Genomic DNA, 13,833 nt, shown 5'->3' on the forward strand with positions numbered 1-13,833 from the left:
ATTTATAAAGGTATTTTTTTAATTTGTTGAAATGGTCTTGGATATTTTTTAGGTGTTTGCGATTTCTTGATAATTTTAATTATATATCTTTCCATATCATCATATGAATAATTAATTATTTCTTCTTTAATGCCGCCTAAAGTTTTCATTGCATTTTCAGATAATTTTAACTCTTCCTGTAATTTTGCGGATTTTAGTGGTAAAAAGTATCCATTTAGTTTTACAAAAGGTAAGCAAAACTCACATAATATATTTAATGGTGCTACTGCTCTTGCTGTAACAATATCATAAGTATTCCTTGTTCCAAAATCTTCAATTCTACTATGTGTAGCTTGAAAACTAATCTCTAATTTTTCAGATAAAACCTCTAAAAATTTAATCCTTTTATTCAATGAATCTACAATAGTAACTTGCAAATTAGGATAAACTATTTTTAGTGGAATACTTGGGAATCCTGCACCACTACCAACATCAAGGATAGTTTGGTCTTTCAAATTTACAGCTTTCCCTACACAAATAGAGTCATAAAAATGTTTTAAGAAAACTTCGTGCTTTTCTGTAATAGCGGTTAAGTTAATTTTTTCATTCCATTCGATTAATACTTCATAATATATCTCGAACTTTTGGTATTGTTCATCTGTAAGTGTAACATTAATTTCTTGTAGCTTCTTTAAGAATAATTCTTTCATCCTAATCACCTTGATTTATTTTATCATATTTTGTCATGACTTTAAATTAAATAAAGCGGTTAAATGGCTCATCCATTTAACCGCTAAGGTATTACTGAGTGGTTTGTTCTTGATTAATCGATTTCATATAGACCAACAAGATTGATATATCGCTTGGATTTACCCCACTAATACGTGAAGCTTGTCCGATTGTTAGAGGTCTGATTTTTTTTAACTTATCTTTTGCTTCACTGGCTAGATTCCTAATACCGGTATAATCAATGCTTTCTGGAATCTTAACATTTTCCATTTGCAATAATTTATCTGCTTGTTTATTTGCCTTAACAATATATCCTTCATATTTAATATCAATGTCCACCTGTTCAAAAATTTCTTCTTCATAATTTAGAGAAGGTATGAAATCCTGCATCATTTTAGAACTTATTTCCGGTCGTTTAACTAAGTCATAAAAGCTCGTTTTGTCTTTCAAATGTGATGATCCTAGTTCATTAACTTTTACATTAGTTATCTGGTTAGGATATAAAATGTATTCCTTTAGTTGAAGTTTTAATTGGTCTATTTGTTTCTGTTCATAAAGATATTTTGAATATGTCTCTTCATTAACTAGACCAATATTATAACCATAATCAATTAATCTTGAAATGGCGTTATCATGTCGCAATAACAATCTATATTCTGCTCTTGAAGTTAGTAATCTATAAGGTTCTAGAGTGCCTTTAGTTACTAAATCATCAATTAACACACCAATATACGCTTCGTTTCTTTTTAAAACTAAAGGTTCTTTTCCCTCAAGCTTAAGTACAGAATTAATTCCAGCCATTAGTCCTTGACAAGCTGCTTCTTCATATCCACTTGTACCATTAATTTGACCTGCAAAGTAAAGACCTTTTACATCTTTTGATTCTAATGTAGGCCATAATTGTCTTGCATCAATGGCATCGTATTCAATAGCGTAAGCATATTTAGTAATAACGGCGTTTTCAAGCCCTGGTATTGAATTAATCATTAATTCTTGTACATCGTGAGGCATTGACGTAGAAAAGCCTTGTACGTAAATTTCATCAAGTTCTTTTGATTCTGGTTCTAAAAATATTTGATGTCTTTCTTTATCTTGAAAACGTACTAACTTATCTTCAATAGATGGGCAATATCTAGGTCCCACACCTTCGATTACGCCACTATACATAGCAGATTTATCTAAATTCTGTTTTATAATCTCATGTGTTTTAGGTGATGTGTATGTTAAGTAACATGGATATTGTTCAGAAATATCATAAGATTTGTTGGAATAGTGACTAAAGTGTCTAATAACTGAATCGCCATCATGACGTTCTGTTTTACTAAAATCTATTGATTCTCTAAGCAATCTAGGTGGTGTCCCTGTTTTTAATCTAAACAAATTAAAACCTAGTTCTTTTAATTGTGGACTAAGCCCTAATGAAGGTTTTTGTTTATCCGGTCCCATGCTTGTTGATGACGAACCAACTAAAATTTTGCTATCTAAATAAGTTCCTGTTGTAATGATTACACTTTTTGAAAAGTAAACTTGACCATTCTCAAGATTAACGCCTTTTACATGATTATTTTCGATAATTAGAGATTTCACATAAGCTTCAACGACATCTAGATTTTTTTGATTTAAAATAACTTCTTTCATTCTTCTAGAATATGTCACTTTATCTGATTGTGCACGTAAAGCCCTAACAGCTGGTCCTTTTGAGTAGTTTAAAAGACGCATCTGAATTTGGGTTTCATCTGCGTTTATTGCCATTTCTCCACCAAGTGCATCAATTTCTCGAACCACAATTCCTTTTGCGGGACCTCCAATTGAAGGATTACATGGCATTGAAGCTATAAAATTAATATTACCTGTTACAAGTAATGTTTTTTTGTTTAATCTTGCAGTCGCTAAACACGCTTCACTTCCAGCGTGCCCACCACCAATTACGATTACATCATACATATTTATCACCTTTTCAAACCTATTGTATTATGATTTAGTTTAATAGTAAAGAATATTACCTTTGATAAGCCATCCGATTAATATATAATAACATTAAGAGGTGATATCATGGCTAAATATAACGTTTTAATCATCGAGGATGAACCGACCATAAACCGTATGGTCTCAAATTATTTTAAAGCTGAAGACTTCAATGTCTTAAGTGCGTTGAATGGTATTGATGGTTTGAAACTTTTCAATCATAATCCTGTGGATATTGTTTGTTTAGATATAATGATGCCAGGAACAAATGGATGGGAAGTTGCAAGGGTCATTAGAGAAACTACAGATATTCCAATTATAATGATGAGTGCTTTATCTGAAGAAGAAGATATATTAAGAGGCTATTCTTTAAAAGTTGATGATTATATTACAAAGCCTTTTAACCCTAAAATTTTGGTTGCCAAAACAAAAAACTTACTTGAACGTATAAAGCATCAAAATGATAATATTGTTCATTCTGGAATCATTAGTACAAATCATATTATTGTAAACACCAATACGCATAAAATATTCATAGATAATGTAGAAGTTGAAATGTCAAAAACTGAGTTTGACTTATTAAAATACTTTGTTGAGCATGAAGGGAAAATTTGCTCAAGAAATCATTTGCTTGATGAAGTTTGGGGAATTGATGTGTATGTCGAAGATCGTATAGTTGATACTTACGTTAAAAAATTAAGAAAACATCTAGGTCAATATGCTCACTATATAAAGACTGTATTTGGGGTAGGTTACAGATTTGAATCGTTTGATGCGTAAAATACTTGCGCTTTATGCAAAACTCTCTTTAGCCACGCAAATTATCATAACAATTATACTAGTCTTTATAACGTTTTTCATCTTGCAATTATTTTTAAACTCAGTCTTTTTCAGAAATTATTATATTGATCGTGAAATTCAATCGTTTGAAGTTGAGCTTGATAACTATGTTGATACTATGCGTTCAGCATCCAGTGTACAATATTTCGACATTATGTATGATTTCACAAGATCTAGTAATGCTTATTCGGTAATACTAGATCAGAACTTTAGAATTTCTTCATATCAATACTCTGAATATTCTATTCAAATTTTTGACGATGAAACCTCAGTAACTTATCGTTTATTGATTTTAGATAATGATTATAGTTATCAGGTAGGTGACGCAGTTCAAGGCATTGTGATACAATCAATTGATTCATTTTATTCTATTAGAACACTCGTGGTTAATGGAGATGTATATTACAATCAGACCTGTTTTCAAGATTGCATAGAGTTTAACGGTGAAATTGTTGAAGTAAATAAGCCATCTAATTTGAATTATCTATTTGAACAAAGTCCTTTAGTTCAATCTGAAATCCGACGCATATCTAGTAATTCAATTATCTTAAACAATTACAGTTATGAACGTGGATTCAAATATCAAACTTCTGACGGTCCTGTAGATTCTATGGTTTTTATTCAACCTTTAGGTGATTGGAATTATATAATGACTGTTATCCAAATACAGGATACTCAAAACATTATTGGAATTGTTTCCTCATATCAAAATTATGTCTATTTAACTGCCGTTGTCATTATAGTTTTGTGGAGTTTTAGAATAGGTAACACTGCCTCAAATCCAATAAAAAATATTGAACGAACCGCAAGAAAAATAGCAAATTTGAATTTTGATGTTAGCGCAGATGAATACAAAAATAAAGAAACTACTTCTTTATCTAACAGTATCAACCTTATTGCTAAAAACCTTAACTCTACTATTGATACCATAAATAAAAAGAACGCAGAGCTTATTGCATTATATAAAGAACAAACCGAACAAACTAACCTTAAAAAACAACTAGTATCATCGATTTCACACGAACTTAAAACACCGCTTATGATAATGCAAGTCACTGTTCAGGGCATTCTAGATGGTATTATTCCAAGTGATGAGGTTAGTGACGAACTAAACAATCTTTTGGAAGAAATTAATAAATCTTCAATGATGATTCAAGATTTACTTCAAATTTATAGACTTGAAGATAATGAAAACCCTCTTGATTTAGAGTCTGTAAACTTAGGTGAAACTGTCGAGTTTTTCGTAAATGATTTTTCAAATATCATCAAGAAATACAACTTTAATGTTGAATTAGATTTAGAGAAAAATCTCTTCATTCATGCGGATTATAAATTGATTAAACGTGCAATCTCTAACTTTATTACAAATGCGATTAAATATACACCCGAGGGTGAAACGATTTCTATAAAAGTTTATAAAACTAACAATGATGCAATTTTTGAAATTATAAATACTGGTATTGAAATTGAAAGCAATCATTTGAAGAGTATTTGGATGCCATTTTACACCATAGAATCAACTCATAACGATCAAGTTCGCTCCAAAGGTTCAGGCATCGGTTTATTTTTAGTCAGTCACATTTTAAAAGCACATAATTACACATTTGGAGTAACGAATATTAAAAATGGTGTGCGTGCTCATTTTAAAGCCCCAATATCAAAAGACATATAAAATAAAAACATCGGTTTAGCAGAAACGCTGAATTCACCGATGTTTTTTTAAATTAAGTTAAGTTTTTTAAATATTTTCTCTATTCCGTTATTACTACAAGTGTCTGTAACGAAATCTGCAACATCTTTCAGTTCATCTCTTGCATTTCCCATAGCAACCCCAACATGAGCAGCCTTAATCATTGAAATATCATTGTTTCCATCTCCAACAGCAATTGTATCTTCCATTGGGATATTTAGATGTGCACTTAAAACTCTTAATCCGATATCTTTCATTCCACCTTTTAGGTTCACATCTAATCCATACTGACAAGAATAGTTAAATTCTAATTCTGGATAGGCTTTGCGTTGATAATCCACTTTATCAATAGTTGTGAATAATACCATTTGTAAGATATCATTATTTAAGTAAAAGTCTTTGTTTATTTTCGGGATTGGCACATGAAAATTTGTACTAAACATGTTAGGTAGCTCTGTAGATTTATTATTAACTACATAATCCTCAACTGAAGAAAACCCAACATCAATACCTAGTCTTACCATATCTTCAGTGAATCTTGCAACAAGTTCTTTGTCCATGGAATCATGTAGGAGCACTTTACCGTCATGTTCAACATATCTACCATTCGCAGCCACTATAGTATTGATATTAAGTTGCTTATCTACGCCATAAAAAAGAGATGGTGCTCTGCCTGTAGCAATAACAACTATGTGACCATTCTTTTGTAGTTTTTTTATTGTTGATATCGTTGTTTTAGGAATTTCATTATTATCATGATCGATAATGGTTCCATCTAAATCAAGTAGTATTAATTTTCTGTTTTGCATATTTACCTCCAGATTAGAAAAATCTCTCATCAAGCATCCCCACCCACATAAATAGAAAACTTAAGGCTGCTTCGTTCCCGACCTGACCTGGTTCGTTACTATCTATTGAATGAGGATGATTGATAAGAGATTGATCAACGTTATTTACTATACACCATATTTTTTATTTCGTAAAGTGATAAAGAAACTTTTTAATATGTTTTGACACTCTTCTTCTAACACACCACCTATTACTTCAACATTGTGGTTAAAATTACCCTCAAAAACATTTAAAACTGACTGATGTGCACCGTTTTTCTCATCGGTTGTTCCGTAAACAACTGTAGAAATTCTTGATTGAATTATAGCACCGGCGCACATAGGACACGGTTCTAACGTAACATATAAGGTTGCATCATCTAGTCGCCATTTTCCGATTGTTTTACATGCGTTTTCTATAGCAAGTAATTCAGCATGATGTGTTGCTAAATTAGTAGTTATTCTTGAATTATACCCTCTACCAATTATCACATTATCTTGAACAACAATAGCGCCTATTGGTACTTCGTTTTGATTAAACGCCTTTTTTGCCTCAACTATTGCTTCTTGCATATAGTCTTCGTGTTTCATACTATAAATTTCCTTTATAAGGGTTTGGCTTTCTGTAGACTTTATGACATTTTCTACATCTTGCTTCATATGATTCACTTGCACCAATTAAAACAATTGGATCAAGATATTTAGCTGGTTTATCGTTTACGATTCTCTGTGTTCTAGTAGCCGGTGCACTGCATTTAACACAGACAGCAGTCAATTTGGTAACAAATTCGGCTATGGCAATAAGTTCTGGCATAAAACTAAACGGTTCTGCCCTAAAGTCAGTATCTAAACCACTAACAATAATTCGCTTACCTTTGTCCGCAAAATGATCTAAAATCGCTACTGTTTCACGTTCTAAAAACTGCACCTCATCAACTGCAATAACATCGGTTTCATCTTTTACATAATTAAAAATCTCTTTAGCACTGCTAATGTTGACAGATTGTGTTCGATTATTATTATGACTTACTACTTCATTTGCCGCATAACGATTATCTATAACAGGCTTAAAAACAATAATATTCTTTTTAGCATACTCTAACCTTTTAATACGTCTAAGTAACTCTTCGGTTTTTCCTGCGAACATTGGTCCAGTAATAACTTCAATCCAACCTTCTTTTTGATTTAACACCATTAAAATCACCCCTATATATGTATTATAAAGAACTCGTCTCTATTTTCAAAGTTAATTTTTTTTGAAACCAAGTTCATAATAAAAAAGCCGCACTTGGCGGCTTATATATTACTCATTATTATTATCTGATTTAATTCCGTAACGTTTATTGAAACGTTCAACACGTCCATCAGCTTGTGCGAATTTCTGTTTACCAGTATAGAATGGGTGGCAGTTTGAACAAGTATCAACACGTACCTCTTTTAAGACTGATCCTGATTCAAATTCATTTCCACAAGTCGTACAAACAACAGTAACTTTTTTATAGTTTGGATGAATGTCTTTTTTCATAATATTACTCCTTCCGCCATGATTTTTAATCATAGTAAGTTCAATTAGCATTTAGATTATAACAAACTCAACCCTTCTATGCAAGTTTTTTTAACTATTTATTGAATAAGTCAAATCCAATATTCTAAGTATGCTTTTTGAAAGCGCTTGTGATATAATAAACGTTGGATTAAGAAAGGATGATACGATGCGTTATATTAACCTTGAAAGTGTAACCAAAGCTGTAAAAGAGGCGTTTATAAAAATTAATTACGAACTTGATCAATCTTTAGTAAGTTTGCTTAGAAAAGCTAAAGATAATGAAGATAAAGCATTATCAAAATCAATTATTAAAGATATATTAGATAATCAAGAAATTGCTAAAGAAGGTACTACTCCATTATGTCAGGATTCAGGCATTGCAGTTATCTTCGTAGAAATTGGAAATCAAATAACTTATGAAGGTACTTTAGATGATGCAATTAACGAAGGGGTTAGACAAGGTTATGAAGCTGGTTATCTAAGAAAATCTGTTGTAAATCATCCATTTAATCGGGTTAATACTAAAGATAATACACCAGCCATTATTCATTACAAACTCGTAGATGGCGACAAATTAAAACTTAAAATTGCTTCAAAAGGTGCTGGTAGTGAAAACATGAGTAAGGTAACCATGTTAACACCAGCAGATGGTATTGAAGGGGTTAAAAAACTTATTGTTGATACGGTGTTTTATTCAGGTGGAAAACCTTGCCCTCCTCTAATTTTAGGAATAGGATTGGGTGGTAACTTAGAAAAAAGTGCTCTAATCGCAAAAGAAGCTTTACTTCGAGACTTAGATGATGAAAGTCCAGATCCAATGATCGCAAAACTTGAAAAAGAAATACTTGATTTAGTTAACGCAACCGGTGTTGGTCCTATGGGTGTTGGTGGTAAATCAACTTGTTTAGCTGTTAAAATTAATACTTATCCAATGCATATTGCATCATTACCCGTTGCTATAAATATTCAATGTCATTCTGCGCGTCATACCGAGGTGATTATATGATTAAACTAACCACACCTATTACAAATGACGATGTTAAAAGTCTTCATGTAGGAGAAAAAGTATTAATCAGTGGTAAAATTTACACTGCGCGTGATCAAGCACATATACGATTAGTTAAAGAAGAAAATCCCCTTTTTGATTTAAATGGTGCTGTAATCTACTATGTTGGTCCGACACCGGCAAGACCCGGAATGCCTATTGGTGCAAGTGGTCCGACTTCTTCATATAGAATGGATCCATTATCAACACCGCTAATGAAACGTGGTGTTAAGCTAATGATTGGTAAAGGCGACCGAAGTGAGTCGTTTAAAGATGATATGATTAAGCATAATGCTGCTTATTTAATTGCAACAGGTGGAGCAGGTGCTTTGCTTGCAAGCAGAATAAAATCTAGTAAACTAATCATGTATGAAGATTTAGGTGCGGAAGCAATTTACGAGTTAGAAGTTGAAGACTTTCCTTGTTTTGTGGCTTATGATGTCCATGGAAAAGATTTATTCAAAGGCGACAATTAATTATTATTCATAGATTAAAAGGATTTTAAACTCAAAGTAAATAAAAAAAACAACTAACTAATGGTGTATTAGTTAGTTGTTTTCATATAAATCTATTGTTATTAGATTTTCAGTTAAATTATCCTTATGTGCAACTGCAACGTAACCATAAGAAACACTATATAAATAATCACCTATAAATAAAGCACGGTATCTTGTATAGGGAATATTCTCATCTTTATGTTGAATAAAGTTGTTATAGCTGATTCCTTCAACTAATGATATATGATAAATCGCTAATCCAGCTGTTTGCCTTGCGGTAGGTCTCCAATCATAATTATTAATTGGAATGACAATCATATTATGTTTTTGTGAGTAAATAAATAGTCTTGGATTATATAATGCTTCACTAGAGGTGTATCCGTAATCTCTAAACAACATATTTTCTTCAAATAGAAGTTCAGGTGATTTTGGATTAGCTACTGAGAAAACAGATATTCTTAATCCTGTTATTCTTTCATCACTCGATCTTAAATAACCTACTCCAACTATGTGCGTTTCATTTATACTATGTAAATAATTTGAAAATCCAAGAATATTTAGCTGGTTTTCAATGAAAGGTTCGTTTGCATTAGATACATTTAAGATGTAAAACGGATTTTCTACATCTTGTGTCGTAATATATGCATAATCTCCCAAGAATCTTACTGATTTTAGCTGTTTATTTGCCTCACCAATTTGATTGATTGTTGAGACAATGTTAAGGTTGCTATTTAAAATGGTTAATCTACTAATCATAGTATCATTATCTATTTCAGTTGAAATAATACGTAAATGGCCTTGATACTCATCAATAGCAAATAAGTTGAGTATTGCTCCTTTAATCATTCTAGTTGTAACATATTCAAAATCGTTACCACTAAAGTTAATTTTACTTACTGCAGTACGAGTTTCAGAAACCGGATTTGAAGTAACAAATAAATCTGCTGAATCTAAAAAGCGATAGCTATTACTCGTTAGGTAAATAGATTGATTAGAAATATAAACATTATTATTTAAATCACCTAACGTTATTTCCTGTTTTACTTGGAAAGTATTTAAGTCAATACTAACAAATGTGGTAAAGCCTTTAGGTTGGGTTCCTTCGATATATTTTATATCTTCAAAACGGGTATTTAATTTTACGCTATTAACAACGACATTAGGTAAATGATCTTTTATGTCTAACATCTCTTCATTAAATGGTAATTCTTCTTTGATAACCAAAACTAATTGATTTCCACGTTTTCTCGCATCACTTGCTGCCCCACGGATAACATATTCGGTTATTAAAGCAAAATCAGCATTTTTATCATAAACATGAATATAAACTTGTGCATTGTTTCCAAATCTCGGATTAAACCCAAGTAAATCTTCATACTGATATGTATATTCATAAACGTTTCCAATCACTACAACACGATCTGCATCCACATAAAGCCCCATAGGGAAAAAGGTTTTATCATCTTCAAAATCGAAATCGAAACTAATTTGCTTATGGATAGATGTTAACTCTTCATTAATATTTAATATGCTTAACATTTCATGATTTAGTACATACAAATAATTCTCATCTGTTTTGATTAAATCCATATCATCAAAACCTTGTGAAAATGGTGTTGTTGTTTCACTTAGTTTGTTTAGTGCTTCGAAATCTGCTATAGAATCCATATCTCTAAAGTTATTACCACTAAACTTTTGGTGATAATTCTGATAAATTGATACTACCTCTTCTGTTGAACTGAGTCTTGTAACGTGATCTACAAAGTGAATTTCTGGTGTTCTATTCATCTCAATAATCCCGACTAATACAAGTATTGGAATAATAATCATTACTGTTAAGATGGATAATCGTTTTTTTCTAAAACGTAATTGAGCAGTTCTAAGTGCTCTTTGAAATCCCATTAATTGCTTGTTTAACATAAATTCTCTAATTGATTTTTGTAAAAAATAAATCGACAAAACAACCGCTATAAAAATGACGGTAATTAAAAAGAAGTTATTATAAATAAATTGTATAAAAGTAGTAAACATATTATTCCACCTCCTTATAGGTGAAGTGCTTTCTTAAATGATTTATAATAATGCCTATTTACTTCGACTTCTTCACCATTTTTCATTAAAAGTGATAATTTCGAATGTAGTGCAGGCTTAATATATTCAATTTTGTTCATGTTAACCAAAGCATACTTGCTGACACGAATAAAGTACTTATTATTTAATAAGTCCTCAATTTCGTATAACTTTAGTTTTACAATAAATCTAGATTTTCCAACGACAGCTAAAACATCGTCTGCTTCGACAATAAAATATTGAATATTTCTAGCTTCTATATTTTTTTGGCCTATCTCATCATAACCAGTAATAAAAACGTCTTCCCCTTTTATGATAGTGTCTAAAATACCACTAATTTGATCTAGGTCTTTTTCAGAAAAGACGATATTAATTTTATCTGGTTCAGTAAGTGATGGGTCCATAGTTAAAACATAATCATAACGATTACTTTCAACAATTTTCAGTTTTTCCTTAATATAGGCACGCTTATCTTTAGAAACTTTTAATTTAAACATAAGCAACCTCCATGTCTGTAGTTTTATCATAGCAAAAGTTTAATATCTTAGATATCACTTTGAGTTGATATACACTTATTTTACACTAAATTGCAGTCAAAACAAAAGAAAAAAGGGCTCACTAATTTTTAGTGAGTCCTTTTAGTTGCTTATATACTTCATGAACAGGTAAACCCATGACTGCATAATAATCGCCATGAATATTTTCTATAAACTTAGCTCCATACCCTTGAATCGCATAAGCACCCGCTTTTCCATAAGGTTCTTTAGTTTGAATATAAGCCTCAATTTCATCATCAGATATTTTAGAGAAGGTAACTAAGGCATCTTTATAAAATACTTTTTTTAGGTCTTTTGAAATAATTGCACATCCAGTAATCACTCGATGGGTTTGATTACTTAAAATTTTTAACATCTCATAAACATCTTTTTCATTATTTGGTTTGCCTAATACATGATCTCCTAAGCATACCAATGTATCAAATCCAAGTACTGTCGCATCAGTGTTATTTTTAAATACTTCTTCAGCTTTTTGATAAGCTAAATCCATTATGGCTTCTTCTAGGGTTTTTGATGCATCTAAATTTTCTTCAACTGTTGGAGAAATAACTCTAAACTCAAAATCAAGCAGTTTAAGTAACGCCTGTCTTCTTGGAGAACTACTAGCTAATATAAACTTAGGCATTAATCCACATCAAAGGCATCAAGTCCTGTTTTAATTTCACGTGGTCCGTTTTTCTTTTCTTTAAAGAATATAAATACCACAAACGCACAGGCTGCTAACACACCAGAATAAGGGAATAGCATTTCATATGTTTCTCCAATCATAATCACTAATCCTGCAACAATTGGAGTAAAAGTTTGAGCTAACATTGAGCTTATATAATAATATCCGGTATATCTACCAACGTTATTTTTATGTGCCATTTCAACCATCATAGGGTATGAGTTAACATTAATCATTGCCCAACCTACACCTGCAAATACAATACCGATTAAGAATGGCGCTGTTGCTGCATTAATAGATAAACTAATTAATAATCCAAAAATCATTAACCCTAACCCAATAACTACAGAACGCTTTCTGCCAACATATGAAGCTAAGTACCCAGCAGGTACAAACGTTACAATTGATGACATAACCAATACAATGACTATTAGTCCAGAAAATGAGAAGTCATTTAGTACTTCTTCAGAATAAATACTAATAAATGTTTCAATTGCGTTAAATGCTGCAAACCACAAAAATACAGATATAAGTAAAATAATCATATTAAATCTATCGCCTTTACTTAATGGCTCACTCTCACTGATAACACCAACTGTATCAGAGTACGTTTCACCTATAAGCATATCTTCAGCTACATCTTCAACTAGTTTGTTTTCTTTAATTTTTACCACTAACACAATTAAAGCAACAACCATAAATCCAGATACGATAATAAACGGTAAAATTAATCTAAAAGTAGAAATATCATTAATTGTTTCACCAGCGCCTGGTCCAAATATAAGTGCCAACCCACCTGCTAAAATCGCACCGACATAACCAATTAAATTTATAAATCCGTTTGCTTTAGAACGTAATGGTTTTGGTGTAACATCCGGCATTAAAGCAATTGCAGGATTACGGTAAATGTTCATAATAATTAAAATTAATAACATCATACCAATTACGCCAACTAAACTATTTAAGATAAACACAACTGCAATCATCGGAAATAAGATTGCCGATGCCAACATCCCAAACATAATATAAGGCATTCTTCTACCAAATCGAGATTTTGTACGGTCTGATAATGCTCCAAATATTGGCAACATAAATAATGCAAAGAAATTATCCAATGCCATAATAATTCCTACAATATAAGAACGGTCAGTTCTGACTGGTATTCTGCTTTCTAATAGCAAATCTAAGAAATATGATCCATAAACATTATAAATTTGCCATAACATGAGGATTGAAAAGAATGCAAAACCTATATAAATGGTAGTTTTAAAATTTAATTTCAATTCATTATTCATAGTAATCTCCTTTTTTATTGTCCAAACTTAAAGATATTATACCATAGTAAAAACCCTAAATCATCGAATATTTTGAAATTAAAAGCATTTCACATAGGTAAGAAGAAATGACTTTTTATGGTATAA

At 31.3% G+C, this 13,833-nt stretch carries 14 protein-coding genes and 1 other RNA gene; 4 read left to right on the forward strand and 11 right to left on the reverse strand.

Annotated features, from left to right (window positions below):
• Window positions 1–2: 2 nt before the first annotated feature.
• Complete coding sequence (rsmG, locus tag ACHAJD_RS06490) at window positions 3–689, reverse strand: 16S rRNA (guanine(527)-N(7))-methyltransferase RsmG (RefSeq protein ID WP_435585047.1); 687 nt, start codon at window positions 687–689, stop codon at window positions 3–5.
• A 91-nt stretch (window positions 690–780) separates the two neighbouring features.
• Window positions 781–2,652 carry a tRNA uridine-5-carboxymethylaminomethyl(34) synthesis enzyme MnmG gene (gene mnmG / locus ACHAJD_RS06495; RefSeq protein ID WP_435585048.1) on the reverse strand — a complete coding sequence of 624 codons (1,872 nt, stop codon included), beginning with the start codon at window positions 2,650–2,652 and terminating at the stop codon, window positions 781–783.
• Between the two features lie 108 nt (window positions 2,653–2,760).
• Between mnmG and ACHAJD_RS06500 the strand changes: the two genes are divergently transcribed.
• Complete coding sequence (locus tag ACHAJD_RS06500; protein ID WP_435585049.1) at window positions 2,761–3,453, forward strand: response regulator; 693 nt, start codon at window positions 2,761–2,763, stop codon at window positions 3,451–3,453.
• The gene (locus ACHAJD_RS06505) at window positions 3,434–5,185 is read left to right on the forward strand and encodes a HAMP domain-containing sensor histidine kinase (RefSeq protein WP_435585050.1); all 1,752 of its coding nucleotides are present in this window, start codon (window positions 3,434–3,436) and stop codon (window positions 5,183–5,185) included. The genes ACHAJD_RS06500 and ACHAJD_RS06505 overlap by 20 nt, the downstream gene beginning before the upstream one ends.
• 47 nt (window positions 5,186–5,232) lie before the next feature.
• Here ACHAJD_RS06505 and ACHAJD_RS06510 read toward each other — a convergent pair whose 3' ends face one another.
• The 5 genes from ACHAJD_RS06510 to rpmE form a co-directional block, all read right to left on the reverse strand.
• A complete protein-coding gene (locus ACHAJD_RS06510) occupies window positions 5,233–6,012 on the reverse strand; it encodes a Cof-type HAD-IIB family hydrolase (RefSeq protein WP_435585051.1) in 780 nt (259 codons plus the stop codon).
• A 28-nt stretch (window positions 6,013–6,040) separates the two neighbouring features.
• Window positions 6,041–6,133: signal recognition particle sRNA small type (gene ffs / locus ACHAJD_RS06515), an RNA gene on the reverse strand.
• Between the two features lie 26 nt (window positions 6,134–6,159).
• The gene (tadA, locus tag ACHAJD_RS06520) at window positions 6,160–6,621 is read right to left on the reverse strand and encodes a tRNA adenosine(34) deaminase TadA (RefSeq protein WP_435585052.1); all 462 of its coding nucleotides are present in this window, start codon (window positions 6,619–6,621) and stop codon (window positions 6,160–6,162) included.
• Between the two features lies 1 nt (window position 6,622).
• Window positions 6,623–7,225 (reverse strand): thymidine kinase, encoded by a 603-nt coding sequence (locus ACHAJD_RS06525; RefSeq protein ID WP_435585053.1) that lies wholly within the window; start codon window positions 7,223–7,225, stop codon window positions 6,623–6,625.
• Window positions 7,226–7,333: 108 nt separating this feature from the next.
• Window positions 7,334–7,555 carry a 50S ribosomal protein L31 gene (rpmE, locus tag ACHAJD_RS06530; protein WP_435585054.1) on the reverse strand — a complete coding sequence of 74 codons (222 nt, stop codon included), beginning with the start codon at window positions 7,553–7,555 and terminating at the stop codon, window positions 7,334–7,336.
• A 187-nt stretch (window positions 7,556–7,742) separates the two neighbouring features.
• Between rpmE and ACHAJD_RS06535 the strand changes: the two genes are divergently transcribed.
• Entirely contained in the window at window positions 7,743–8,582 is an 840-nt protein-coding gene (locus tag ACHAJD_RS06535) for a fumarate hydratase (RefSeq protein ID WP_435585055.1), read from the forward strand.
• Window positions 8,579–9,097, forward strand: a complete 519-nt coding sequence (locus ACHAJD_RS06540; protein WP_435585056.1) for a FumA C-terminus/TtdB family hydratase beta subunit — start codon at window positions 8,579–8,581, stop codon at window positions 9,095–9,097. Before ACHAJD_RS06535 ends, ACHAJD_RS06540 begins: the two co-directional genes overlap by 4 nt.
• A gap of 72 nt (window positions 9,098–9,169) precedes the next feature.
• Here ACHAJD_RS06540 and ACHAJD_RS06545 read toward each other — a convergent pair whose 3' ends face one another.
• The 4 genes from ACHAJD_RS06545 to ACHAJD_RS06560 all read right to left on the reverse strand — a co-directional run bounded on the left by ACHAJD_RS06545 (window position 9,170) and on the right by ACHAJD_RS06560 (window position 13,707).
• Window positions 9,170–11,149 carry a beta-propeller domain-containing protein gene (locus ACHAJD_RS06545; protein WP_435585057.1) on the reverse strand — a complete coding sequence of 660 codons (1,980 nt, stop codon included), beginning with the start codon at window positions 11,147–11,149 and terminating at the stop codon, window positions 9,170–9,172.
• A gap of 14 nt (window positions 11,150–11,163) precedes the next feature.
• Window positions 11,164–11,685, reverse strand: coding sequence for a LytTR family DNA-binding domain-containing protein (locus ACHAJD_RS06550; RefSeq protein WP_435585058.1), 522 nt, complete (start codon window positions 11,683–11,685; stop codon window positions 11,164–11,166).
• Between the two features lie 121 nt (window positions 11,686–11,806).
• Window positions 11,807–12,370, reverse strand: coding sequence for a Maf family protein (locus ACHAJD_RS06555; protein WP_435585059.1), 564 nt, complete (start codon window positions 12,368–12,370; stop codon window positions 11,807–11,809).
• The gene (locus tag ACHAJD_RS06560) at window positions 12,370–13,707 is read right to left on the reverse strand and encodes an MFS transporter (protein ID WP_435585060.1); all 1,338 of its coding nucleotides are present in this window, start codon (window positions 13,705–13,707) and stop codon (window positions 12,370–12,372) included. The genes ACHAJD_RS06555 and ACHAJD_RS06560 overlap by 1 nt, the downstream gene beginning before the upstream one ends.
• Window positions 13,708–13,833 lie beyond the last annotated feature (126 nt).

The organism is Liberiplasma polymorphum (genome assembly GCF_043951795.1).
Classification (GTDB): domain Bacteria; phylum Bacillota_I; class Bacilli_A; order Izemoplasmatales; family Izemoplasmataceae; genus Liberiplasma; species Liberiplasma polymorphum.